Origin of the sequence: Microcoleus sp. Pol12B5, from assembly GCF_036701335.1 — a bacterium.
Lineage (GTDB): Bacteria > Cyanobacteriota > Cyanobacteriia > Cyanobacteriales > Microcoleaceae > Microcoleus.
On sequence record NZ_JAUBQQ010000012.1, the window covers coordinates 73,861 to 98,552 of the forward strand.

20 protein-coding genes are annotated in these 24,692 nt (G+C 45.0%); 9 read left to right on the top strand and 11 right to left on the bottom strand.

The annotated features are described in order from the left end of the window. Positions 1-36: 36 nt before the first annotated feature. Positions 37-2,262 (bottom strand): carotenoid oxygenase family protein, encoded by a 2,226-nt coding sequence (locus tag QUA24_RS09130; RefSeq protein ID WP_333228986.1) that lies wholly within the window; start codon positions 2,260-2,262, stop codon positions 37-39. 657 nt (positions 2,263-2,919) lie between these two features. Between QUA24_RS09130 and QUA24_RS09135 the strand changes: the two genes are divergently transcribed. After that, entirely contained in the window at positions 2,920-3,264 is a 345-nt protein-coding gene (locus QUA24_RS09135) for a TPR end-of-group domain-containing protein (protein ID WP_333228988.1), read from the top strand. 140 nt (positions 3,265-3,404) lie between these two features. Here QUA24_RS09135 and QUA24_RS09140 read toward each other — a convergent pair whose 3' ends face one another. After that, entirely contained in the window at positions 3,405-4,277 is an 873-nt protein-coding gene (locus QUA24_RS09140) for an S-methyl-5'-thioadenosine phosphorylase (RefSeq protein WP_333228990.1), read from the bottom strand. Positions 4,278-4,486: 209 nt separating this feature from the next. Between QUA24_RS09140 and QUA24_RS09145 the strand changes: the two genes are divergently transcribed. Then, entirely contained in the window at positions 4,487-4,693 is a 207-nt protein-coding gene (locus tag QUA24_RS09145) for a hypothetical protein (protein WP_015177188.1), read from the top strand. A gap of 144 nt (positions 4,694-4,837) precedes the next feature. Here the strand turns inward: QUA24_RS09145 and QUA24_RS09150 are convergent, their stop codons facing one another. The 3 genes from QUA24_RS09150 to QUA24_RS09160 form a co-directional block, all read right to left on the bottom strand. Continuing rightward, a complete protein-coding gene (locus QUA24_RS09150; RefSeq protein ID WP_333228992.1) occupies positions 4,838-5,677 on the bottom strand; it encodes a Tab2/Atab2 family RNA-binding protein in 840 nt (279 codons plus the stop codon). 346 nt (positions 5,678-6,023) lie between these two features. Then, positions 6,024-7,229 (bottom strand): adenylate/guanylate cyclase domain-containing protein, encoded by a 1,206-nt coding sequence (locus QUA24_RS09155; protein WP_333228994.1) that lies wholly within the window; start codon positions 7,227-7,229, stop codon positions 6,024-6,026. A 21-nt stretch (positions 7,230-7,250) separates the two neighbouring features. After that, on the bottom strand, positions 7,251-7,793 hold the full coding sequence (locus tag QUA24_RS09160; protein WP_333228996.1) for a peroxidase-related enzyme: 543 nt from the start codon (positions 7,791-7,793) through the stop codon (positions 7,251-7,253). Positions 7,794-8,373: 580 nt separating this feature from the next. Here QUA24_RS09160 and QUA24_RS09165 point away from each other — a divergent pair. Together QUA24_RS09165 and QUA24_RS09170 are read left to right on the top strand one after the other, a co-directional pair. Then, positions 8,374-9,642 (top strand): valine--pyruvate transaminase, encoded by a 1,269-nt coding sequence (locus QUA24_RS09165; RefSeq protein WP_333228998.1) that lies wholly within the window; start codon positions 8,374-8,376, stop codon positions 9,640-9,642. Positions 9,643-9,952: 310 nt separating this feature from the next. After that, positions 9,953-10,513 (top strand): Uma2 family endonuclease, encoded by a 561-nt coding sequence (locus QUA24_RS09170; RefSeq protein WP_333229000.1) that lies wholly within the window; start codon positions 9,953-9,955, stop codon positions 10,511-10,513. 48 nt (positions 10,514-10,561) lie between these two features. On the opposite strand, the gene QUA24_RS09175 is transcribed toward QUA24_RS09170, so the two are convergent. From QUA24_RS09175 to QUA24_RS09195, 5 genes are all read right to left on the bottom strand, one after another. Beyond that, positions 10,562-12,733 carry a caspase family protein gene (locus tag QUA24_RS09175; RefSeq protein WP_333229002.1) on the bottom strand — a complete coding sequence of 724 codons (2,172 nt, stop codon included), beginning with the start codon at positions 12,731-12,733 and terminating at the stop codon, positions 10,562-10,564. Between the two features lie 207 nt (positions 12,734-12,940). Then, positions 12,941-14,122 carry a sulfate adenylyltransferase gene (gene sat / locus QUA24_RS09180; protein WP_333229004.1) on the bottom strand — a complete coding sequence of 394 codons (1,182 nt, stop codon included), beginning with the start codon at positions 14,120-14,122 and terminating at the stop codon, positions 12,941-12,943. A gap of 162 nt (positions 14,123-14,284) precedes the next feature. Next, on the bottom strand, positions 14,285-15,355 hold the full coding sequence (locus tag QUA24_RS09185; protein ID WP_333229006.1) for a DUF6745 domain-containing protein: 1,071 nt from the start codon (positions 15,353-15,355) through the stop codon (positions 14,285-14,287). Between the two features lie 126 nt (positions 15,356-15,481). Then, positions 15,482-16,081 (bottom strand): hypothetical protein, encoded by a 600-nt coding sequence (locus QUA24_RS09190; RefSeq protein WP_333229008.1) that lies wholly within the window; start codon positions 16,079-16,081, stop codon positions 15,482-15,484. 201 nt (positions 16,082-16,282) lie between these two features. Then, complete coding sequence (locus QUA24_RS09195; protein ID WP_333229010.1) at positions 16,283-17,755, bottom strand: site-2 protease family protein; 1,473 nt, start codon at positions 17,753-17,755, stop codon at positions 16,283-16,285. Between the two features lie 33 nt (positions 17,756-17,788). On the opposite strand from QUA24_RS09195, the gene QUA24_RS09200 reads away from it, so the two are divergent. The 4 genes from QUA24_RS09200 to QUA24_RS09215 all read left to right on the top strand — a co-directional run bounded on the left by QUA24_RS09200 (position 17,789) and on the right by QUA24_RS09215 (position 23,024). Further along, on the top strand, positions 17,789-18,463 hold the full coding sequence (locus QUA24_RS09200) for an MBL fold metallo-hydrolase (RefSeq protein ID WP_333229012.1): 675 nt from the start codon (positions 17,789-17,791) through the stop codon (positions 18,461-18,463). 139 nt (positions 18,464-18,602) lie between these two features. After that, positions 18,603-19,163 carry a sugar O-acetyltransferase gene (locus QUA24_RS09205; RefSeq protein WP_333229014.1) on the top strand — a complete coding sequence of 187 codons (561 nt, stop codon included), beginning with the start codon at positions 18,603-18,605 and terminating at the stop codon, positions 19,161-19,163. 296 nt (positions 19,164-19,459) lie between these two features. Beyond that, entirely contained in the window at positions 19,460-19,924 is a 465-nt protein-coding gene (locus tag QUA24_RS09210) for a hypothetical protein (RefSeq protein WP_333229016.1), read from the top strand. 694 nt (positions 19,925-20,618) lie between these two features. Next, on the top strand, positions 20,619-23,024 hold the full coding sequence (locus tag QUA24_RS09215; RefSeq protein WP_333229018.1) for a cache domain-containing protein: 2,406 nt from the start codon (positions 20,619-20,621) through the stop codon (positions 23,022-23,024). Positions 23,025-23,306: 282 nt separating this feature from the next. On the opposite strand, the gene QUA24_RS09220 is transcribed toward QUA24_RS09215, so the two are convergent. Beyond that, positions 23,307-23,906 carry a cytochrome b/b6 domain-containing protein gene (locus QUA24_RS09220; protein ID WP_333229019.1) on the bottom strand — a complete coding sequence of 200 codons (600 nt, stop codon included), beginning with the start codon at positions 23,904-23,906 and terminating at the stop codon, positions 23,307-23,309. A gap of 197 nt (positions 23,907-24,103) precedes the next feature. Between QUA24_RS09220 and QUA24_RS09225 the strand changes: the two genes are divergently transcribed. Continuing rightward, positions 24,104-24,685, top strand: coding sequence for a manganese efflux pump MntP family protein (locus QUA24_RS09225; protein WP_333229021.1), 582 nt, complete (start codon positions 24,104-24,106; stop codon positions 24,683-24,685). Positions 24,686-24,692 lie beyond the last annotated feature (7 nt).

A 24,692-nucleotide genomic window follows, 5' to 3' on the forward strand; every position in this document is an offset into this window, starting at 1 on the left:
GCAAAATCGGGATGCTTCCGATTTTGACTAACTTAATTAGCAGTCAGCTTCCCCCTTTGGTTCCTTTTTGGTATACACCCATTTATTAAATAAATCCTGAATTTCAGGCGACTGCTGCTGCACGATCTTATTGTAATCTTCCCGCGGGTCAATGCAGTAGCTAGCTGTGCGCTTCTCCACTTTTTGTAGCCAGGTTGCATGGATTGTAAAACCTACATTAAATTTAGGGTGCCAGAGCTTGCAAATAGGCCCGCTTTTCAAGTCAGCAGCATCAAAAATCCAGAATTCATGGCCGTTAGTTTCGTCGCTACCATCCCCGTAGCTAACGACGCAAACTATGTAACCGTCTGTTGAAATTCCACTGTCACTGCGCGGTACAAATTGCGGTGAAGCTACCCAGTAACCGTCTGGAAATTGATAAACATCTGGGATACTCAAACGATTTTCGCCTTCCTTAACGCTTTCTTGGGGGGCGATATGCAGCCGCAATAAATTAGATGGTCTTCCCTTTTTGGTAATGTCATCTATTAATTCTAAACTTAATTCTCGGTACTTGTAGTCTTCGTACAAGCGGGCCATGTGTTGTGTTTTGAGGTCTTCCCAGCATCCCAAACAAATCCAGTAGATGTCTTGCAGGCGATCGGGCAGCGGGTGATTCTGATATGTGTAGATAGCCGGCCCCCAAGTATAATTTTCATCCATGATGACATCTTGATGTTTTCTAATTAACTCTCCCGTTTTGCCGTTGACGACATAACATCCGAGTTTGCTGATGTCCATTGGTCCTGCGATCGCTCCGTAAAGACGCCGCAAATTGTTGGCTTCTAAATTAGGGGTTTTATCATCGTCAAAGTCGAACTCGGACAGCCATTCCGCTGCATCCCATCCACAAACATGAGACAAGTGCAGGGTAATTAAATCGTTAGGGTTTTTATAGTCAGCAAGAAAGTGTGCTGCTTCACCGGGAATAGTCACTTTCTTGGCATTGACATAACTTTTTTCTGGCTTGAGATCGCTGCGGCGGATGATATAGAAAGAGTTGTCGCTTAATTGCGGTTGCACAAGTGAATTCCTCAATAATTGTTCGATCGATTTATAGATTTTTTTATTAACCGAAGGTAGGAGTTCACCCACAGAAACTTTGAAAGCGGTATCCAACAGTACGATATAATTTTCTGTCATTCCCATTTGATGAATACTTTGCTTGATTTTAATGGAAGAGTCATTGTGCAGCACTTTCCATTTTTGCAGACTTCCTGAACCCTCCCAACGCACGATGTCAACAAAGTCATCTGTAAATCTTTCTCTCCGCTTCAGAAACTTTCGCCAAACAATCAATAGTTTGCGATATTTTACAGTTTTTTTTTTAGGAAGAGATTTTTTATGTAAAATCAAAATGACACTTAGCTGTTTTTTATAACTTGTCAAGTTTTGTTTTAAGACTGTTACAAAATCTTTGAATACATAGTCTAGGGGAATAAATTGAGATAAAATATTGGAGAGCGATCGCCCGATATTGACCGTGAACATTTCTTTGGTATAAGGGTCAAAGCATGGATGAGCTGAAGTCTGAATAACTTTAAATGGAGTCGGCGGTTTCCCTGGCATATTGCCAATTTTACTGACTTCTTTCCACTCATCATTGCGACCGACTGGGGTAACAGTTTCCAGGGTTTTCGGATCGATTTCGTAAGGGCGGCCTACATCCCAAGTAGCCAGCAACCGTTCGCTCTCATCTTGAGAAAATTTCAAGGGCACAAATGCTGTATTGAGCTGATTCCTGACACCCAGTGACCCGGATATGCGGGTAATGCCGTAATTTTTAAATTTCAAATCCTGATATTTCTCACACTTGTCGGTGGCTGCATCTGCATAGTAACAAGGGGGTTTTACCTGTCTTACCGCAAGAAATGCTCCCGCTTGCAAGTTGTCAAAATCGAGACGGTAAATCATGCCGTCGCCGTTATAAAGCGGGGTTGTACCGTCTGAAGACGGGTAAACTGTGGAGTTAGTCGGATGACCTTGAGCGTCGGGCGAATCTATCGAGCCGACTGGTGCAACAATGAATACGTGACCTTGCAAATCTAGCGGTAGCTTTCCCTCTTTAACGTTCATCTTTAGCGGTATATCTTTGGCATCTGGGTTGTCTTCTTTGTTGCCAAATTCGTCGCGACTGACTGATAATACTGAACGCGGAAAAGTTGAATATAGTGCTTCTTTCGTGGCGTCTTGCATCTGTTTCTCACTTCTAAATATTTTCATTTTGAGATGACTGCGGGATGACAATCAGTTGCACTCACCCGTCTGTAGGGAAAGTATTGTGCACCTGAACTGACTGCCATTAGTCGCTGCTGAACGACGACCGCAAAAATCATCACAATTCAAAGGATAAATGCTACTTTGTTTTACGATATATTTTCGAGGGTGTCAATATTTTTATTGATATCGACCGCGGCGGAGTTTGGAGGCGATCGCGGAGATATTTAAGATTGTTTAGACAGAGTTGTTTGATATCTTATCATTGATAAATCAACAGCAAACACCGCTTGCAATGCCAGTAATAAAGTAAGATGCACCTTCTCAAATTCACAACTAAAGTAGGTGTTGACGGGATAGTGCAGGTAGGTGCCAATGCCAGCATAATTTAAAAATATGGATATGGAAGTAATAGTGGTGTTTCAGATAGTACAAAAAGGGGTACTCCGATAGAAAAATTAATAACTTAGAAAATAAAAATTATTAACCAGCTAAAATAAACTGAATAAATAAAAGATGATTCAAGGTTTTTTTATAAAAAATAGAAATGAGTAATCTGCGAGAGTCCCTGAAAAAAAAAACAGCACACAAAAAGGGTATTAGGAATGGAATATGAACAATTAATAGAGTTGATTCGAGCGCCTGAGTTATTAGTTTTCCAAAATGCAGGAGTACGAACAAGCAGTAATTTCTTACAATCAAGCCCTACAAATAAAAAATGATTATACTGACGCTTGGAACAATGGAGGCGTTGCACTATCCAAATTGCAAAAATACGAAGCGGCGATCGCCTCCTACGACAATGCTGCTAAAATCCGGCCTGACTTTTACAGAATTTGGTACAACAAAGCCAGATGTTATGCGCTACAAGGTAAAATTGAATTAGCAATTGAAAATTTAAAGCGCACCCTCAATCTCAATCCGAATGTGTGTAAAAAGTTGGCAAAAAGTGAAGCTGATTTGGAGAATATTCGCGAACATGAGGCATTCAAGCAGTTGATAAATTAATGGTTCAGAAATAATCGCCAACTAGAGGATAACAAATAGATCGTAAGATTAAATGAACCGCGAAGACGCTAAGGACGCGAAGGAAGAGAAAGAAGGGATGCAGTTTTTCCTTCGCGCTTTTTGCGTTTTCACGGTTCGTTTTACAAATATTTCTGCAATAGCAAGCCCATTTTCTCCTTAGTTGCCGTCGGCACCTGATCCAGCCGAGTCAGAATTGCATATTTCAACGCAGAATGTGCATCAGATACTGGGGGATTTTCTGTTAGTCTACGGACTGTTTCTTGAATGACTTTTTGAGCATTCTCTGCATTGCGGTGCAAATTTGCTATTACCATTTCTACAGTTACGCTGTCGTGTTCGGTATGCCAGCAGTCGTAGTCTGTGACTAATGCTAAAGTTGCGTAGGCAATTTCAGCTTCTCTGGCTAATTTTGCTTCCGGCAAATTTGTCATCCCAATGACTGTGGCATCCCAACTGCGGTAAAGGTTTGATTCTGCTTTTGTGGAAAATGCGGGACCTTCCATGCAGACGTAAGTGCCGCCCCGGTGGAGGTTAACGTCGGGGAGGTTCAAGGATTCGATCGCACTTGCTAACACTTTAGCCAATTCGCCGCAAACCGGATCGCCGAATGTGATGTGACCGACTATTCCTTCTCCAAAAAAGGTAGAAACTCGATTTTTTGTGCGATCGATAAACTGATCCGGCACTACCATATCTAAAGGTTTCGCCTCTGTTTTTAGGGAACCAACCGCCGACGCTGAGATTAAATACTCAACTCCCAAACTCTTCATTGCATAAATATTTGCGCGATACGGCACTTCTGAGGGCAAAAAAGTGTGGTTGCGGCCGTGTCTAGCCAGAAATGCTACCGGCGTACCGTCCAATGTTCCCACAATTGCGGCATCGGATGGTGATCCAAAAGGTGTATCAATTTTCACCTCTTCAATATCCTTGAGGGCCTCCATTTTATACAAACCGCTGCCGCCGATAATTCCGATTTTTGCTTGTGCCATTTTTACCCTCTGCTTGAGTTTTACCACAGTGATTCTATCGGGCCATCGTTAAGTTGGTGTAAAGATAATTAAAGATTTGGTGATAACAGTCACCCCACATACACTATTTTGTCACTAAAATTATGTGATCTTAATCACAAAGTAGCTTCACAAAATCTTTAAAAATAAAGGTACATAGTTCTGTTACTTATTTTTAGCGTGTTAAGACCATGACAGTCAGCTCTGCTAACCTCCCCAAAATCTCGATCGAGGCGATCGTCGAGCGCATCTTTGCTTTTCGCCAGATTACCCCCCTTGACAGACGGCTGCTGAAATCAGCAATGCTAGCCCAGAAAGGTCTGAACGAAAAAGATCAGTGTCACATCAACCGAGTTTGTCAGGGCATTCAAAACGGCTTGATTTTAGTTGTAGAATAAATTTGCAGCACTATCTCTTGCGAGCTCAACAAGCTGTTTGAAAATTTGTGTCTGAGTTTGTATTTGCTGGAACTGCGTTCGAGCACTGTTTTACTTTTTTTCAGCCAGCGATTTATCAACATCACAAATAATATTATTTACATCTTATCGATCAAAATTTAACAGCCAAAAGCCTGTATAAGTCATGCCACTATCATCGGGCTGGACTAACAAAAAATGTAATCCTTTACTTAATTGCTTACGCTGTTGGTAAACTTGGGCCGCGGCTTTCACCTCGCTATCTTCAAAAGTAGCCACAACCCACCTATCTACTAACCCAGCTTCCAATATCAATCCGTCTGGTTCTCCAGCAATATAATTCAAAGCAAAAGGTTTGGCATCCTGAAGCCATCTAGCCAACCGCATAGACTGGCGTCCACCGTCAATAACAACTCCCGGTACGGGTAATGTTGAGGCCAAGCCTAAATTCAGCGGTAACAGCAATTCTGGCATTTCCAAAATTGGCAGGGGACCCCCTTGGAAAGCCTCTTCAATGTCGCCGGCGGGTAGGGAAGCAAAACGCCAGCCATCGCCCCAGAGGTTTTCGGGTAAGGGTACGGGCGGCGGCGAGTCGAGGGCGATCGTGCTGTAAGTTTCACCTGTATAATTAGGCATACTCAAATATTCTTTTGCGCGTTGTTGCAGCAGCAATTTCAGAGTCGCAGTGCGGCGAGTCGCTTCCACCTTGACGCCCAAAACTTTGCCCGCAGCTTCGATTAAGCCCAGAGACTGAGGCCTAAATACTTGAATTAAATCTGGCAAATTCTGAGTTTGAGCTTGCTGCTGCAACTGCGAGGCTAGCCAATTAGAATTTGCGTCCCCCTGGCTGCAAACAGCGCTAAATTGAAAACTGCCTTCCGATTCGCAAATTAAGAGTTCCCACAGTGGTTTACCAGTTTCGTCTTGGAGAGGGCGGCGGTAAAAATCGGCTTGCCAAATACGCATAAATAATTAAAAAATAAAATCTACAACTCGATAATTTTAATATAGCTTGGTGACAATCCGATACAATACCTAACTTTGAAAAAAAAGTTCGAGCGATATAGCCATCCTCGCATCAGTTGTGAATTTCTTACTCCCTCCCCTTTATAAGGGGAGGGTTGGGGTGGGGTAAAAAAATTACGACTCCTGCAAGCATTGCAATATCTAACAGCCATTAAAAAACTGCAACTATAGGCCAGCGATCCAAACCGTGCTAATAATCAGTAATTCCCCCTTCTAAAATCTAAAATCTAAAATAGAATAACGGCTCGCTTAGCCATCCTCCCTTAGCAATTAGCCATTCCCAAATTTATTTAAGATGGCGAACCAAATACATATCCAATTCGCCCTTGTTTTTAGCATAAATTTTTCCTCTGTATTCGCATTCAAAAAAATCTTTAACTAATTCAAACGTGTCGTGAGAAATATTGATATTTCCAGCTACGCCGGAAGATTCCATCCGAGATGCAGTATTAACTGTATCTCCCCAGACATCATAGGAAAACTTTTTATTGCCAATTACCCCAGCAAGTATTGGGCCTGAATGAATGCCAATGCGGATATCCCAATAAGGGATATTTTGTTGAGATTTCTGTATTTTTCGCAAATCCATGAACTGTCGAATTTCTATCGCAGCAAGTACAGCGTCAAAGGCGTGTGTTGCGCGAGGCGTAGGAATTCCTGCAGCGCACATATAGCTGTCGCCAATAGTCTTCAGTTTCTCCATAGAGTATTTATCCATCACGCGATCGAAATAAGAAAAACAATAGTCTAGTTCGTCAACTAACTCTCGCGGCGTCATTTTTTCAGATAACTGAGTAAAGCCTTTAAAGTCAGTAAATAAAACCGATACGCTATCATAATAAAGTGGTTCCACTTTGCCGTTATTTTTGAGTTCCTCGGCAATTTCAACCGGGAGCACATTCAACAGTAGCTGATCGGATTTGTGCTTTTCGGCATCGAGTTCGGAATACAGCCTATTTATTTCTTTAAAACGTTCAGCATTGCGGATAGCTGAAGATAGTTGCAAAGCCAAAAGATAACCAATTCGTAAATCTTCTTGAGTGTAAGCTCGTGGCTTGGTTGTGGCAAAATTAATTGTGCCTAAAATCTTACCCTCGCTTTCCAAAGGAAGGATAATTTGCGAAGCGTAAGGGGATAAAATAGCAGTAGCACCCGCTTCTTGAATTAATTGAGGTTGACGTGTGTTGAAGGCCTTGTGAATAGGGCCGCCCTCTGGGAGGGCTGCAATATCTACAGGAATATGTGGGCCAAATAAAGTCATGCAAGCATTAGTACTGTGCAGGCAAACGCTACAGTGTTCAAAGTCTAGCAACCATTTGGCTTGCTTGCCTAGTACCCGCAAAATCTGGTTGAGATCGAGGGTGCGGTTAATGGCAGTGGCAACTTCGTTGACAGCGGAAATGCGGATGGAAAGCGCTTGAGCTTCTGCTAACAAACGGCGGGCTGTTAACAGAAGTTCTTCTCGATCTTGATCTTCTAGCCGATCGCCCATAATATGGGTATAAAATATAGATTACAAAGCATCTATTTCGAGGGCTATTGAATCCGTATATCGGTTGACAAAGCTAAACAAGTCTGCTGTCGCAATAATCTCAAATATTTCAGAATCATCAAGTCCTAAATCCCGCAGGTGTTGGTAATCATTTTCTGTCATTTCCAGGGGTTTTGTAGCAGCCAGCAAGCCAAAGGTAATTACGGCTTTATCACGTTTTGGCAAAGGGCAATTGGCAAAGTCAGAAACTAGGGTTCGCAGTAGTTCTTCGCTCATCCCCAAGGCTGACAATCCGTGCAGGTGAACTTGAAGAGCGTACTCGCTATTATTTGATTGGGAAATAGCGACGCCGACCATTTCTTTAAGCGTGCGGGGTAAGTCTCGTTGCAGGATTGTTCCGCGGAATTTTTTCCAATTTGCTTCTAATATGTCAGGGTTGATTGCCATTGACTTGAACAGGTTGGGGACGATGCCAAACCCCAAGTCTGTCAAGATTTCTTCGTACACTGCTTTGGCTTTAGGATCTGTAAGTTGCTCGTATTCTATAAGTGGAAAGTGTGTCATTTTTTTGTTGAAGTTTACGGCAATTAATTGGGTGATAATTTACGTTTTTGTTATGTAATGCCACTCAAAGGTCGATCTTACGACAGATATTGGCTTGAGTCGGATTGATAATAAAATGCACCGCTGTCAGCAAACCGCGAATCATGAAAATGAGCTAGCAACAAATCGGATTTTTGAGGCTGGATTAAACCTGTAATTATAGCAGTAACAGGCTCCCATAAAATTCTGTTGTGATCGGGTTTTACGACTAATTTTAGATGTTTCCAATGGTTGTTGTCAAGGATCGGCAATTCATCGGGCGCGACGGCGTGAAATCTTACCACAACTCTTGAATTAGAGATGGCTGTTCGGTTCGCTAATTTTTAGGTAAAAAACACTGTTAGCTCGAACTCCACAAATGGCCACAATCTTATACTCCGGCGCGCGCACAGGGGAAGAAACAAAACGCTGTGCGATCGAGTTTATTGAATTAATCAGATGCTCGATCGACAACCCATGCCCCAGATCAGCTAGGCTAACGCCTGCGACTGGAGTTATCATGGGTAAACTGTAAACTTCTATCATTGTCGCTGCATTTGCTATGAACCCTGCCCTGACTCAATTTGGCGCTCAGATGTCCCACCTCACGGGAGTTCGGGCAATTATGAAAGATATTATTGAAACTCTTAGAGCCGGCAGCGGGCAGGAGTTTATCAATTTGAGCGCCGGAAATCCGGTGATTTTACCGGAAGTCGAGCAGTTGTGGCGCGACTGCACTGCGGAACTTTTGGCGAGCCCGGAATACGGCGAGGTGGTTTGTCGCTACGGTTCCAGTCAAGGTTATCAGCCGTTAATCAATGCGGTTTTGGCGGATTTTAATCAGCGTTACGGACTGAATTTGACCGATCGCAATATCCTAATTACTCCCGGAAGTCAATCGATTTACTTCTACGCAGCCAACGCTTTCGGCGGCTACACTACCAGCAAACAGCTTAAAAATATTGTTTTACCGCTGAGCCCAGACTACACCGGTTACGGCGGCGTTAGCTTGATTCCCGAAGCGGTAGTCGCCTGCAAACCCACCCTCGATATTGATGCGGTTGCTCACAGGTTCAAATACCGCCCGGATTTCAGCCAATTGTCGATCGACCAAACCACCGGCTGCGTCATTTTTTCCCGTCCCTGCAACCCCACCGGCAACGTTCTCAGCGACGAGGAAGTGAAGAAAATTGCCGATTTAGCGGCCGCTTTCGACGCGCCGGTGTTCGTAGATTCCGCCTACGGCCCTCCCTTCCCGTCCTTGAATTTTACCGAAATGACGCCGATTTTTGGCGGCAATATCGTGCACTGTATGAGTTTGTCGAAAGCCGGATTGCCGGGTGAAAGAATCGGAATTGCGATCGGCGATGAAAAACTCATTCAAGTATTAGAATGTTTTCAGACCAATATGTGCATTCATTCGCCGAGATACGGACAGGCGATCGCAACTCGTGCGATTACGTCCGGCGCTCTTGCCGACATCTCCATCAACGTAATTCGGCCGTACTATCAAGGCAAATTTGCGATCGTAGAAAGCACTCTAGAACAAGCAATGCCGAAAGATTTGCCGTGGTTTTTGCACCGGGGTGAAGGAGCAATTTTCGCATGGTTATGGCTGAAAGATTTGCCAATGACTGATTGGGAACTGTATCAAGAGTTGAAAAAAGTCGGCGTAATTGTGGTGCCAGGAAGTTCCTTCTTCCCCGGTTTGCGGGAAGATTGGCAGCACAAACATGAGTGTTTACGCATTAGTTTGACTGCAACAAATGATGAGATTGAAACTGCTATGAAACGGTTGGCTCAAATGGTAGAAAAGCTTTATCAGTCATGAGTAACGGGTGATTGGTTATTGGTTATTGGTTATTTGTTAGTTGCCACTAATTACCAATAACCCAATTATCAGTTCCCGATGATAATGACCGAAAGCATCCAGGATACAAGCCCCCGGATTCATTCCGAAAGCAGACTCAGGACCCAGAAATAAACAACCTGTATCCGATGAAACTTGCCCCCCGAATTTATCTGTGGAGTCAATTCTAAAATCTAAAATCTAAAATCTAAAATCTAAAATCTAAAATCGATTGACTTCTTCCTTGGCAGAGCGACTACAATTGAAATAATAATTAGCAGCGCGGTGGGTTATGGCAGTGCAATTACTCAAAAGGTTGTTGACCGTAGAAGAATATCATTTAATGGGCAAAGCTGGTATTCTTTCCGAGGGCGATCGGGTAGAACTGATAGAAGGAGAACTGATCCAAATGGCAGCAATTGGAACTCGTCATGCTTCCTGTGTGAGACGATTCATCGGACTATTCAGCGAAATTCCCAGTAACCGGGCTTTTCTGGATGTGCAAAACCCCATCCAGTTGAGCGAGCGCACCGAACCTCAACCTGATGTAGTATTGCTGCAACCCCGGGCTGATTACTATTCAACAGCACATCCACTACCGTCAGAAGTTTTGCTGTTGGTAGAAGTATCCGATAGCACGGTTGATTACGATCGAGATGTGAAAGTTCTTATTTACGCTCGATCGCTCATTCCAGAAGTCTGGCTAGTAGATATAGAGGCACAATGTTTAGAAGTTTACCGCCAGCCAACTCCTAATGGTTACAGTTTAATCCAAAAATTTTGGCGGGGTCAACAAGTTGCGTCGCTCGCCTTTCCTGATTTGGAAGTGAATATCGATTTCGTACTGGGATAGATTCAGATTATAGGTTATAGAAAACATTCCCCAGTCCCCATTTTTCACTTAAACTACCCGATAAACAAAACTCAGAGTTGCCCAAACATTCACATCCAAAGCCCAATCATCCGTCGATATCCCCACTTTCTGCACCCCCGGAATGCTAGCCGCGTGCAAATCTTCGAGCACAGCCCGCGCCACATTTAAAGGATTCAACAACACTCGAATTGGGAGGGCATCCCTCGTTTGCTGGATTTCGGCTTCTATTGCAGCCAGAGTTTGAGCGAAAGGCTTCTCACTAAATATAATTATAATTTCCGCAAGTCCGATCGGCGCAGATACCGGCCACCCGCTCGTCCCAGCCACCGGCACGGTCAAATTCTCTCCCGGAGCGATCACCCGCGACATTCCACCCACAGCCTCTTTGCCCTCAGCGCCGAGCACAGACAGCCGTCCCGCGCTGTCCGAGCCAAACACCGCAAAGTAAACCGGGCGATCGCTGTCGTTATACAATCTGTACCGAACTCGACTGCCTTCTGTTAAACTTAGTATATGAGCGCTGGCGGATTTCTCACTTTCCCCGCTCAGCGGTTCCAGCCGATAATCACCGCCTGCCCGCACCGGCTCTCGCTGCGCCACGGCCCGCGCTTGGGGTGCAGTAGTTGCCAGCACTGCTCGCACCTTTAGGCGTGAAGAGCCCTCATTGGCTGTCAGCCGCAGCAACTTCCCAGCCAGCAGCGCTTTCAACTGCGGAGTCAAGCGCTGCACCGCCACCTTGACTGCTTCTCCCCCATCACCCTCAGTATCGGGAATCAGCATTTGAGCCAAAGAAAACAAACCGTAACGGCTTTGAGACAAAGCAGGCTCGTGAGGCGAGACTGTTTCGGCTAAAGTTGTTTCCGGGACTCTGCCGAACCGACAGTCAGCCAATTGCTCGCTGCTTACCGCCGAAACTTGCGGCACAGTCGCAAAGGCACTGGTAGCGTCCACCCGCTCGATGCGTTCCAAACCTGAGTCCAAAGCTACTGTCAAACCGATGTTTCGCGGCAATACCCGAATTTCTTCCCTCACGAGTTCGCCGACAGTTAATTCGCCGTTTGTTCGATCGAACCCGTCTAAAACTTGGGCTTTAGCAGAGAGGCCCGTGCGTCCCCGCAGCAAAAGCCTCGCGCCCTCGGAGGAATCCACAGCAAACACAGAACCCCCGGAACACTCCAAAACCGAGGGCGACAAACCGCCCAGCCACAACTGCACAGTTTTGCCCCCCTCTTCCACCGCCGTCACAGCGCCGTCAGATGCAGGGGAATTGAAGATTAAATTTGAAAAATTTACCGCCGGCGCGGTTGTTAAATCGTGATTGAGAATTTGCGGTTGCTGCGATAACCCCGCGATTTGCTCGACAGTACCTGCAGCGCGACTGAAATTGACGCTGAAGCTGCTAGCGGGAGTTGCCCACCACAAAGTTTGGGTGAGGGCGTAGGTAAACAAACCTGCGGTAAATCCGCCCCACTCTTGTTCGGCGACGAGTTGGGAATCCGCACCGGCGGCAAGTACGGTGGCTGCAGGACGAAGATTTTTGCGGGTTCGGAGGTCTTGGGCAAACGTTAATTCTGCGAGGCCCGGCTCGCCGATGGTGGGGCGGGGGCGGGAGCGAATGCGAAAGTTGCCGTTTGTGGGGAAACCCCGATAGTGGTAGCTGGTGTCGAGGATGGCGATCGCATTTTCTGTCGCGAGCGATCGCATCAACAGCAACAGCGTTTCCTCTAAAATATCGTTCACCGCCCGGTTTGCTAACAACGGCAAAACATCATCCGCCGGCACCAAACTGTTTTGGATTTTTCCGGGAGACTCGCCCAAACTGACTCGGCTACCGCAGCCACTAAAGTGAAAAACTACCACGTCACCGGGTTTTGCTTGTTGAGTCAAGTGAGTGATAAAAGCCGTCTCGATATTCTCCCTCGTAGCTTGAGCGTCAGTCAAAGTCAAAATGTCCGACGGCACAAACCCAAACCGATGTATCAGTAGTTCCCGCTGCAATTGCACATCCGTGACGCAGCCGTGCAGGGGCGAGTCTGGATATTTGTCAACGCCCACCAACAAAGCCAATTTCCGGGCTGTCGGCTGCGCTAAGGCTTGGAGGTAACGATCGCCCAACGGCAGCCACAGGGCCTCGCTGATGCCGATGGCGGCCAGCACCCGGCCAGCTTGCTGCAAAAATTCCCGCCGCTTGAGTCCCATTTTTAAATAGCTTTGAATTTTAAGTTTTGAATTTTCAGTTAAATTCCCCTCAATAATTTTAGGGAATTTAATTAAGTTGTGAGTGTTTAGTATTAAGATAAGTTTTAAGTTTTAAGTTTTGAGCTTTAAGTTTAAACTTTCCCATTTAAAACTCAAAACTCAAAATTCAAAACTTTTCAGAATGTCGCCGACACCCAAGTTCAAGATTTAAATCTCGTAATTGAAAATATTCATTGCCTTGGCTAATTCTGCGGCGACTTCCGGCCGGGAAAACTGCGGCGGCGGCAATTTTCCAGCGCGCAGCATTTCCCGAACTTTGGTTCCCGACAAATGCACCCGTTGTTCGGGAGTGCTTGGGCTTGTTTTAGTTGTAGCCATTTGTTCCGTCAGTGTGCAATAGAAAGCGTGCTCGAATTTCATCGGCACAATTCCCAATTCTCCCGGCTCAAATTCGTCAAAAATATATTGGGCATCGTAAGTGCCGTAATAATCGCCAACTCCAGCGTGATCGCGCCCCACGATAAAGTGAGTGCAACCGTAGTTTTTGCGGATTAAAGCATGAAAAATTGCTTCTCGCGGCCCGGCGTAGCGCATCGCCGCCGGATTAATTGCCAAAATTACGCGATCTTTTGGATAGTATTTTTCTAGCAGAATTTCGTAGCACCGCATCCGCACGTCAGCGGCGATGTCGTCATCCTTAGTTGTCCCGACTAGCGGGTGCAGGAACAAGCCGTCTACAGTTTCTAAGGCGCATTTTTGAATGTATTCGTGTGCCCGGTGGATGGGGTTTCGGGTTTGGAAACCTACTATGCTTTTCCATCCTTTTTCTGTGAACAGCATTCTCGATTTCGCCGGGTCAATTTGGTATTGGGGAAACCGGGGGTCTAGTCCGCGTTCCAGCAGCCAAATGTCGCCTGCAAGGTTAACGGGGCCTGATTTGTCTACTACCTGGACGCCCGGGTGTTTGAGGTCGTCGGTGCGGTAGACGTTGAGGGCTTCTTCTTCTTTACTGTAGTGATATTTTTCTGCAAGTTCCAAGAGCCCGACAAATTTGCCCGACGGCGAGTCGAGGCGCACTAAAGTTCCTGTTTTCAGGGGGGCGGCGACTTCTTCTGTTACCGAGAGGGTGATGGGAACCGACCACGGAAGGCCGTTGGAGAGGCGCATTTGTTTAACGACCGATCGATAATCAGCTTCGTTCATGAACCCTTTGAGGGGACTCAGGGCGCCGATGGCGATCATTTGCAGGTCGGAGATCGATCGATCCGAAAGCTGGACTCGCGGCAAGACTTCTGCTTTATCGAAAAATTCTTGTCTTTGGTCTAGTGTGGCAATGCGGTTGACCAGGATGCCGCCGTGAGGGGCAATGCGGTCTGAATGCTGGCTCATGTCGATTTGAAGTTGTGGGTTTTAGCTGCCAGAGTACATAGTATCAAGCGGTGGCTGCAATTCTACATTTTTTAATTGTTCTGGACTTGTGCAGAACGCTACTTTTGTGGCGCTGTAATTCTTTAACTGTAAACTCGCCCACTCAAAACTCTAAAGTTTCCCTCAAGTCTGGACTTGAAATTCTTCGGGATCTATTCCCCAATTTACCCAGCTAATCGCTTCTTTCGCCGAGCCCACTTTTGGCGGCACTCGCAAAACATGAAGATGTCCCGTACTCGGACAAGTCATCTTTAACAAATAAATTGGCTCTATGTCAATATTATTCTCAATTTTCAACAAAGTATATTCTTGCCAAGTATCCAATTTAGTTGCTTGCAATTCTTGACAAATTCTCGGATAGCCGATCGCCTGAATCAAAACTCGCCGCACTTCGGCATTATGTTCTGTTAACAGCCATGAAGCTTGCCAAGATTGGGGCGGAACTTGACCGATTATTTCCGGCAGTCGCACGCCACGATAAGAGTATACACTGAACTTGTCAGCAAATTCAACCGCTGGTTGACATAAAGCGTGGAGCAAATATTCACTATCAAAATGAAGTTGGATCGGGCGATCGCACACAAAGCACATTTTCTCAAACGGGTAAATCCAGCCGCAGTTTTCCACTAAAGATTTAAAGGCTGAGTATAAAGGGCGATCGTACTCCAAATTTAACACGCCAATACAAAAATCCACCCAACTTCCGTGACAGGCTGACAGTTCGGAAACTATGCTGTTATTATGATAAGTCTGATCAATCAGGAATCTCTGAAATCTTTCGCCCAACTTACGTGCTAATTTGACGTAAACTTCGTCTTTAACATGAAGGTGGAGTTGATTCATCAGTTGAGCGTACAGCGGATTATAGAGTTGGCTGTAAATCTTATTTTCCAGTTCCCTGCCGAGTTGACTTCTTAATATATCGTACAATTCATTATGAATTTTGTTTCTGATTTCGCTGGCAGTTCCCATGCCCGAATCGCGTATCCTTAGCGGTTCAATTGCTTCCAAAGCTATGTAAGGGCTGTCACAGAAAATAATTTCCGGTTCAGGACAGCCGATAATGTTGTAGGCGGTGTTGATGGCCGCTGTAGCTTGCGGGCGATCGACTGGTTCTATCGAAAGTCCAATTTGTCGCCACTTATCGCAATAGAGCGGAATTAGCGCTCTTTGTTCGGGAGTAATTGCGATCATTTGTAGAGCTAGATTATTGGATTTCCGGTCAAAAATTTTCGCTCTCGCATCTGGTTAAAACTCTAATTAAGGTTCTAGTGAACACTGAAATTCCCCATAGCAAACTATTTTATTATATTCGTTAAATTATTGATATAAATTAATTATTGTTTGCAAAACACCTAAAATCATAGGAACATTATCAAGACAATAAACATCAACATCAATAATCAAATTATTTTCTTCCAATTTAAGAAACCGCCAGACAACGCCAGTAGTTACGCAGCCATATATTGCAGGTATGGAATTGTGTTCGCGTTCGTTAAATAGCTGAGCAGCTACCATTTGTGCTGCACACTGTGGCAAACAAGACTCTATTTCTCCGCCTTTAGTTTCTCTCAAGGCAAAAACCGGAACTTTTATTTCAAAATCAAAGGGCACGGAAGACAATAGAAAGTCGCATTCCCCATTCAAGCCCAGCTCAGCATCTACATCAAATGACCAACCAGAAAAAATAGAAAATTGTCTGTTGTTCCTTTCTCTAAATTCTAACAGAATAGGAGAAACAATCCGTTCCGAACGTTCTTTTACAGTTGTAACAGCAGTGTTAGAACTAATTTCGATTGCCCTCCAAAGCCATTCGGATGGTTCTACAGGAACCACCTTGGCACTCAAGATAGGACTGAGTGATAGCTCCAATCCAAATCGCTCTTCTAATTGTTGGAAAGTAAAGGATTTGTAAGACATATTTCTCTAATCAGTCGGTGAAAATAAAGATTACTTCGAGATAGAAAGCGAGTGGATAAATTCTAAACTCGCTTGTATAGCAACCCTTGCAGGATTTTGTCAACCTCTCTTTTCTTTCTTCCTCTCTATTCCCTCGAACTTCGACATCGATCCGTTAGTTAAATCCGTTACAGAATCCGTTGCCGAACTTCCCTCTTCCTGCTAAACATTTAACCACTCAAGGAGTACCCTGGGCGCGGGCAACAAAATCATTAACAAAAGCCCGATCGCCATTAGCCCCAAAAAATCCCGCCGATTATCCAATTCACTGACATCATTCAACGCCGGTTCGTCGTTTAGCGGTGTGAAAAACAAAATAATCGCCCACAGCAGCAAACCCTGTTCCAAAAAAGAAAGCAGCAGCATACAAAGTCTAGCAACTTGCCCGATCGCCATACTCGCTCGCTGGCCGAACATCGCGTGTACAATGTGTCCGCCGTCGAGTTGTCCCACCGGCATCAAATTAAACGCCGTCACGATCAAACCCAAATAACCCGCCACCGCTACCGGATGCAAATCGATCGCAGTTTCCGCATTCAAAGCGCCACCCAAGGTTAACTTGCTCAACAAAGTCATCAGCACCGAAAAACTGGGTTTGAAAGAGTCAAAATTTAACATTCCCGACTTGTCAGACAGCGGTACAATAGTCGAATGATTCAAACCCCAAATTAATAATGGCACTGTCGCCACTAAACCCGCCAGGGGGCCGGCAATGCTAACATCAAATAAAGCACGGCGGTTGGGAATTGGACTCCGTATTTGAATGAAAGCTCCAAAAGTTCCTAAGAAAAAAGGAATCGGGATAAAATAAGGCAAAGTCGTGCGAATTTTGTAGAATTGGGCAGCTAAATAGTGGCCGGATTCGTGAATTGCTAAAATTGTAATTAGAGCCAGCGAGTAAGCCAAACCCTGCAGCAACATTGATGGGTTAGACTGCAAAGCTTGTTCAGTAACTCCGGCAAGTCGCGTCCCGACAAGGGTAGTCGTAAACACCGTGATCAGCAGCAAAGCTAATGCAAAAAATGGCCTGGTTACAGATTCGGTTTTGACAGGAGTTTCCCCTGATTGGTGGCTGGGATTGGGAACTATAGCAAAAAAAGGTTGACCGCTCAAGCTGTTTTGAAATACTACTAAAAAGCGATCGCCAAAAAGCCTCTCCACATTCTCCCGAATTGCCTGATAAGCCGCTTCCGGGTTCGTCCGCAACTGTCCGCGACAAATTACAGCCTGCGGCCGAAATTCCAAATCTCGCAAAAAGTAAATTGACCAAGGAAAACAATCGCGCAAACTCGCTTCTTCTTCTTGATTGATCGGGCGCACGGGCGGTTTTGGCTTTACAGGTTCAGTCGCAGAGTCTGCTATCTGCTCAGCAGTTTCGGCGGTAATTTTCTTGCGCCCCAACTGTACCAAAAACCAATACAAAAAAGGGCAAACCAGAAAAGGTATAATTACCAACTCCGGCGGTACAGTTTTGCTCGTGCCGTAAACTAAAATCCAACCACCCCAAATCAGCGCGGGCGCCATCATTACCAGCCACAGCAGCCATATCGGAGTCCTAGTGATGCGGCTGGTGCCGTTTTGCAACAAGTAGTACGAGATCAGCCCCAATACGAACAACCATAGTAAAAAGAACATAATATTTATCCCATTCCCTTCTGAAATACTTCCTTGAAACAACAGAGTTCAGTCTCCAAACAACCCAGGCCCGTGCTCGACAATATTCTGGCTTTCCCCCCTAACCGGGATACCCTGGGTGCAACAGCCTATTTCATTGTAGAAAACCAAACTAACATCCTGGTGGATTGTCCCGCTTGGGATGAGATTAACCAAACATTTTTGCGGGAACACGGCGGCGTGCGACTGCTGTTTCTCAGCCACCGTGGCGCTATCGCCAAGGCGCGGGAGATTCAGGAAGCCACGGGGTGCGAGATCCTGATTCAAGAACAGGAAGCTTATTTACTGCCGGGTTTGAAGGTGACGGTTTTTGAGCGAGAATTTGTTGTGAGCGATCGAATCAAAGCATTTTGGACTCCTGGCCATTCTCCTGGTTCCTCTTGCCTTTATCATAGTGGCAGCGGTGGAGTGCTGTTTTCGGGTAGGCACTTGCTCCCCAACCGAGAAGCCGCCCCAGTACCGCTGTGGACGCCAAAAACTTTTCACTGGCCCCGGCAAATTAACAGCGTGAAGTCAATTATCGATCGATTTTCGCCGGAAACTTTACAGTATATTTGTCCCGGTGCAAATACTGGTTTTTTGCGGGGAAAAGGATCGATCGATCGAGCTTTTGAGCAATTAGCCAATCTGGATTTAGCTGTTTGTTTGCAGTCAAAAGCTGAACCCTAAATGTCTGCTGCAACGTCAAAAAATGATCGGACGCGCTAATTATAGCGGTAAGGTGCGCCCTGACGCACCCTACATTATTCTTCCGTCTGTTAAAGAGCGAGGAAAGTTTGTATAGTGGCGGTTACAACCGCCTATTCTTATGGAAAAAACCGAAAAAAAAAAAATGCTCGCCGGCGAATTGTATTTAGCTGCTGATGAGCAATTAATTTTAGATCGCCAGCGAGCCCGCCGCCTCGCCAGAACCTACAATTCTACCCGCGAAGACGAACCAGACAAACGGTTAGAAATTCTCGCCGAATGGTTCGGTGCAGTTGGCCCAAAAGTTGAAATCGAGCCACCTTTCTACTGCGACTACGGCAGCAATATTTATGCGGGAAACGGATTGTACATGAATTTTGGTTGCGTGATTCTCGACTGCAATCGAGTTAACATTGGCGAAAATTTACTGTGCGGGCCCAACGTACAAATTTACACCGCTCTTCACCCCACAGACCCGGAAATAAGGCTTTCTGGCCAAGAACTCGCGGCTGAAATTAATATTGGCAATAATGTTTGGATTGGCGGCGGCAGTATTATTTGTCCAGGAGTCACTATTGGCGACAATAGCACGATCGGCGCAGGCAGTGTTGTTGTCAAAGATATTCCCGCAAACGTCGTGGCGGCGGGGAATCCTTGCCGAACCATCCGGCATCTACCTTGATGTGGTACGATCGACACACTCGTGCGATCGGCTCCTTGGAGCTTAACCAAAAAATTTTAGGTTTAGAACAGGCGGTTTGAGATTTTTCACGTAAAATCCCCGAAAAAAACCGTGCGATAAATCTAAAATCTCAAATCTAACATCGCTTAATATCAAATCCGTTAGCATCGGAATAGTAAATTCGAGTTGACTGTTGATGCCGTGAACAGTCAACAGTCAACAGTCAACATCATTCCGGTGTAACCGCAAATGATATAATTTCTCGTTCCCGGTTTCCACACTACCAAGCTTTTCTTATGACGACTGCAACAGCTTATCCCAACGCTCCTGATCTCTGCACCGACGACTACATAGCAGTCGGTGTCGCTACCTGCTTCATCAAAGAAGAAGGCGAAGTTTTTGAAGTGCAAGTAATCGAAGCTATTCCCTCAGCAGCTTTGGAAGCAATTTTGAAGGGAATTCCCACATCTTATTTAATGATTTGCGGGACGACTTTGGGAGCAGTGCTCGACGGCGAAACACCCAAAATGTTGCCAGAATTCCCGACATCATCTCAGTTTAGTGAAGAATTTGGCTTTCGGGCGATCGCCGCTGCCCGCACTTACAAAATCCGCCCCCAAGCTCAACTTCACATTCCCTCGGGAACAGTTCGCAACGACTTTACTTATTCCTTAGAACGCAAAAGAGTGCTCAACTCCGAGCGCATCATTCGCACTGAAGACAATGTGAAACAGCACGAACACACTCACAAGGTTCTTTAAACAAATCCCGCAACTGGGGCAATTTAACAGTGCCTCAGCCAGCGGATGCACCGAAAATACTTTTGAGTGTTGAGATATAAATTAAAGATTTAAAAAGTTTTTGTTTCATTAACAATAAACGAAAAAGTTTTAATATTTCGTTATTAAGCAATACAGCGGACAGTTTTTGATCACAACCGCAGAATAAGGGTTCCAACGCGATCGTGTACTCGAAATACCAACCGAAAATCACAGGTTTCAGACTACAAACTAAAAACAGTCTGGACTATTAATTAAGACACACACCCAACATCTACACCTAAAAAGTCTACTGCTCACATCACCTCAATAACATAAATTATTAACGATTGTAAAAATAATTAAGTAGTTGATAAACATTTTTAATTGGTCAAAAATGTGGTATAATATTATTCCTGTTTAACAAAGTGATATCCAATCGGGTAGCATCGGGATTAATATTACCCACCGCCAGGAAACGGTACTCCCGTGTCCCTACAATTAATCTGGGTAGGGAAACGGCACTGCCGTGTCCTTTATATCATTCCCGTGCAACCGGAAACGATAGGAGCTGCTCGGTGGGAAAAAATTAAAAAATCCCCGCAATTATTAAATGCTCGTAGTTTAAGACTAGTAGCGGGCGGGCGAGTAGATCGTAGGTGAGCTAAAGATTTCAATCTCACAAATTGGTCAAACCATGCGAAGCTTTGCGAGAGTAAAGTGGTGGAAATTAACTCGACTATTGCCAGCGGGATTAAAGGGCGAATACCATCTTGGGTACCAAACTGCGCTCTTAATTTTGGGGGTAACAATTCTGGCAGCTAGCATCACGGGTTGTATCAGCTATCAAAGCGTTCGCCGCTTGATTATCACCAAAAGCGAGCGAAATGCTTTGTTAGAAGTTAGGGCTCGCGCCAACAAGATCGATCGCTGGCTCGGCACTAGAAAGGCTGAGATCGAAATCCTCGCCCACACTCCTCCCGTTCGTTCGATGAATTGGTCAGTGGCAGAGCCTTATTTAAAATCGGAAGTAAATCGGCTGCAAGAATTCCAGCACTTGGCATTAATTGATCCCCACGGTTCTTATTTCACCACAAAAGTCGGCAGAGCGTTGATTAATGTGAGGGATCGCCAACACTTCAAAAAGGCAATGGCTGGGGAAGTCTATGTTTCCGAGCCTACCATTTCTCGCACGCTCAAAGGACAAAGTATTGTTCCCATTTCGGCTCCGGTGTGGTCAAGTTCGGCAAATTCTATTGATAAAAAAGCACAAAAGCCGATCGGAGTAATGAACGGCGTCATTAGCATCGACCGAATTGCCGAAGTAGTAGGAAAGCTGGAATATGGCCCCGGAACTTATGCTTTTGTTCTCAATTCTCAAGGAGTGCCGATTGTGCATCCCGACGCTCGATTAATTGGAAATATCGACAATTCGGCTCCCAGTCTTTTAGAATCTGCAGATGCTAATTTGGCCAATGTAGCGCGGGAGATGGTTCATCAAAAAACTGGCATTGTGCTGACTCAAATCAACGACGCCAGAGTTTATGTTGCCTATCTTCCTTTAGAACAAGCTGAATGGTCGATCGCCCTCGTAATTCCCCGTGACAATCTCGAAAAAGAACTTTTTCCTTTCAAGATACTAGCATTAGCCGCCGGCCTACTTGCCACCGCAGCTATTTTCGCAGCAACTGTGGCCCTCAAGCTGTTTGCCCTAAATTGCATTCGCAGACGCACAGAAGCCCTTCTCCACCGCTTGACCGGCCGCATTCGCGCTTGTTTGCACCTCGATCGCATCCTCCAAACTACAGTAGACGAACTCGGTACTTTACTAAAGCTCGATCGAGCAATTTTTGCATGGTACGATCCCCGACAAGATACTTTAGAATTTGGCTGGGAATATTGTCGGGAACGTTTGCCGGGGCGCTTGGGAATTTTTGGTGTTCCAGGAGGGCCCTCTGGAGATTTAGCTGCACGGCTTCACCGCTGCGAAACGATACTGCTACATAAAACGGCCGCCCCTGATGCCACAGCATCTGAGGAACACGCCTATATCGAATTCACAAATAGTCACTACGCAGCAGTACCCGTACTAACTCAGAATCATCGGCTGGGATATCTCTTCGCCTGTGCAAACCGCCGATTTGCGACTCCCGACGAGGTGCAAGTTTTGGAAGCAATTGCAGACTCGCTGGCGATCGCAATTTCCCAATCCCAACTCCACGGGCAAATTCAAGAAGAACTCAAACTTCTGGAAGAAGTATTAGCCAAACTAAGAATCACCGAAGAGCAGTTATTACAAAGTGAAAAAATTACAATGGTGGGTCAACTAGCCGCCGAAGTTGCCCAAGAACTTAATAACCCGATTAACTTTATTTACGGTCGCCTGATTCACCTCAACGATTATATTAAAGATTTGCTTAGTATAATTCGCCTCTATCGAGAACAATATCCCGAACCTGTGCCACGAATTGCCAAAAAAATAGAGACTTGCGACCTAGATTTTATCAGCCAAGAGTTGCCGCAAATCCTCAACTTTTTGAAAATAGGAGCCGATGGCATTCGCCAGATAATCCTGGCTTTGAGGAAATTTTCACTTCCTGACGAAGCCAACAAAGAACACGCCAACCTTAATGAGAGCATCGACAATATTTTGCTGTTGCTGGCTCACAGGCTGGAGCCAAAAATATTAATAGTCAAAGAGTACAACAACCTGCCGCCAATTTTTTGTTATCCCGGTCAACTGAGCCAGGTATTCGCGAGTCTGATCAGCCATGCTATAGATGCAGTTAAAAGTATTGAAAATTCCGCTCAAATTATTACAATCAAAACTGATATTGTCGAGGATTATACAGGCAGGTTTATTGTTGTATCGATCGCCCACAATGGCTCTATAATTCCGCCGGAAATTCAACCCCGAATATTTGACCAGTTTGGCCATACTAAATCCTTTAAAAATTTTACAGGGTTGGAGCTGTCGGTGTGCTATAAAATTATTGTAGAATTGCACGGCGGCAGGCTGACAGTTGAATCTCCGGTTAAACCTCAAATTAAATCTCAAACTGGGGGCGGTGCTGAGTTTAGGGTAAAATTGCCCATCTTTTGATATGTATCGCATTTTGTCGCCAGGGAAACCCGTCGCAAATCTTGCCCACAAGTTCCGCGAAAAGCTTAATGTCGGTTTGTAGCGAGGACTTTAGTCCTCATAAAACGGAGGACTGAAGTCCTCACTACAAACCTGATTATCATTTTTTAACCAAACTTGATATGATAGGATTAGGGAAATAATAAAGGTGCAACCACTGCAAACAACAAACCTCCCATTACCAAGACTTCCACAACAATTAATAAAATATTTCTGTTCATTTTCACTTTAAGCATTTTCACTTTAAGAGCGATCGCCCAAAGAGCGAATTTTCTTCCACCAAGCCGCCGGCGAATCTTCCGGGCGATATGCGGCATCAAACATCGACAAAATTAGTGGCACACCCCCCACCTTCGCACTCATCAACAAGTGCATTGCCAGACAAAACACCAATACCGCCCAACCAGAAACGTGTAAATAATACCAAACCTGCGTCAATTCCCCAGCCGGCAGCCATTCTTCTTTAACCATACTGCCAGAAGCGATCGCCCAAGTCAGTGCCAGCAACATCAACGTATTCACAATCCGGTGCAAACTGTACCACCAAATCGGTTTTCCCAACTGCGTTAGTTTCCCAAAAGAATCCGGCTGCACCAAGCGTTTTTGACCTGCGTGGAAACTGTACAATGCAAAAGCCGGCATTATTCCTAACAGCAACATCTTGCCAAAAGTGCCGTGAATCCCGATAATATCTGCAATCTGAGGCACGGGGACTTTGCCAAACCGTCCATCGTAGGTGTTGTAAACCAGAAATGCGCTCAAAATTGCTAAAAGGGCGATCGCAGCGTTAACCCCATGCAGTAATCTGAGCAGCAATGGCTGGTAGGGTCTAGATGGCGCCATAGTCGATTCTGCTACTTCATAAATAATCTTTTACACAATACAGCTAAGCTCAGATTTTTTCAACCCTCGCCAATTGTGAAATAAATGTGAGTCAAAAATGAATAGATTATGATAATAACGCAATTATATCAAAATTTAGTGTAAACTAAAACGGTCAAGAAAAACACTTTATTTATAACAGATAACACTTTACAAAAATGGATGCAGCCACTACCATATTACTTTCCTTGGGACTAGCAGCAGATGCTTTTGCGGTTGCTGTTTCTAGCGGCTTAGCAATCAAACACATGAAAGTCAATAAAGCTTTAAAAATTGCTTTATTTTTCGGAGGTTTTCAAGCTTTAATGCCCGTCATAGGATGGCTCATCGGTCTTAGTTTTAGTTTTTTGATAACACCGATCGACCATTGGATAGCTTTTGGGCTTTTGAGTTTCATTGGCGGAAGAATGATTTATGAATCGCTGCAAAGCGAAGAATGCGAGAAAAAGTTCAATCCCTTAGATACGGGAACTTTGATAACGCTGTCGGTGGCGACGAGTATTGATGCTCTCGCAGTTGGCCTCGGATTTGCTGTTCTGAAAGATTCTATTGCTCCTGCGGTTACTGCGATCGGATTTATTACTTTCTTTTTAGCCTTTGCAGGGGTGTTTATCGGACACAAGTGCGGCAACTTGTTTGCTAATAAAATTGAGATATGGGGTGGAGCAATTTTGATTTTCATTGGCAGCAGAATCTTGTTTATGCACTTGACAGAAGTGCCATTAGTTATCGGCAATTAGTCAGTAG

Bases quoted from the DNA above. Each gene is read 5' to 3' on its own strand.
- QUA24_RS09150 (WP_333228992.1), bottom strand. From the start codon at position 5,677: ATGCGTATTTGGCAAGCCGATTTTTACCGCCGCCCTCTCCAAGACGAA.
- QUA24_RS09165 (WP_333228998.1), top strand. From the start codon at position 8,374: ATGAACCCTGCCCTGACTCAATTTGGCGCTCAGATGTCCCACCTCACG.
- QUA24_RS09210 (WP_333229016.1), top strand. From the start codon at position 19,460: ATGACGACTGCAACAGCTTATCCCAACGCTCCTGATCTCTGCACCGAC.
- sat (WP_333229004.1), bottom strand. From the start codon at position 14,122: ATGAGCCAGCATTCAGACCGCATTGCCCCTCACGGCGGCATCCTGGTC.
- QUA24_RS09160 (WP_333228996.1), bottom strand. From the start codon at position 7,793: ATGACACACTTTCCACTTATAGAATACGAGCAACTTACAGATCCTAAA.
- QUA24_RS09145 (WP_015177188.1), top strand. From the start codon at position 4,487: ATGACAGTCAGCTCTGCTAACCTCCCCAAAATCTCGATCGAGGCGATC.
- QUA24_RS09205 (WP_333229014.1), top strand. From the start codon at position 18,603: ATGGAAAAAACCGAAAAAAAAAAAATGCTCGCCGGCGAATTGTATTTA.
- QUA24_RS09185 (WP_333229006.1), bottom strand. From the start codon at position 15,355: ATGATCGCAATTACTCCCGAACAAAGAGCGCTAATTCCGCTCTATTGC.
- QUA24_RS09215 (WP_333229018.1), top strand. From the start codon at position 20,619: ATGCGAAGCTTTGCGAGAGTAAAGTGGTGGAAATTAACTCGACTATTG.
- QUA24_RS09190 (WP_333229008.1), bottom strand. From the start codon at position 16,081: ATGTCTTACAAATCCTTTACTTTCCAACAATTAGAAGAGCGATTTGGA.
- QUA24_RS09135 (WP_333228988.1), top strand. From the start codon at position 2,920: ATGCAGGAGTACGAACAAGCAGTAATTTCTTACAATCAAGCCCTACAA.
- QUA24_RS09175 (WP_333229002.1), bottom strand. From the start codon at position 12,733: ATGGGACTCAAGCGGCGGGAATTTTTGCAGCAAGCTGGCCGGGTGCTG.
- QUA24_RS09225 (WP_333229021.1), top strand. From the start codon at position 24,104: ATGGATGCAGCCACTACCATATTACTTTCCTTGGGACTAGCAGCAGAT.
- QUA24_RS09130 (WP_333228986.1), bottom strand. From the start codon at position 2,262: ATGAAAATATTTAGAAGTGAGAAACAGATGCAAGACGCCACGAAAGAA.
- QUA24_RS09220 (WP_333229019.1), bottom strand. From the start codon at position 23,906: ATGGCGCCATCTAGACCCTACCAGCCATTGCTGCTCAGATTACTGCAT.
- QUA24_RS09195 (WP_333229010.1), bottom strand. From the start codon at position 17,755: ATGTTCTTTTTACTATGGTTGTTCGTATTGGGGCTGATCTCGTACTAC.
- QUA24_RS09140 (WP_333228990.1), bottom strand. From the start codon at position 4,277: ATGGCACAAGCAAAAATCGGAATTATCGGCGGCAGCGGTTTGTATAAA.
- QUA24_RS09170 (WP_333229000.1), top strand. From the start codon at position 9,953: ATGGCAGTGCAATTACTCAAAAGGTTGTTGACCGTAGAAGAATATCAT.
- QUA24_RS09155 (WP_333228994.1), bottom strand. From the start codon at position 7,229: ATGGGCGATCGGCTAGAAGATCAAGATCGAGAAGAACTTCTGTTAACA.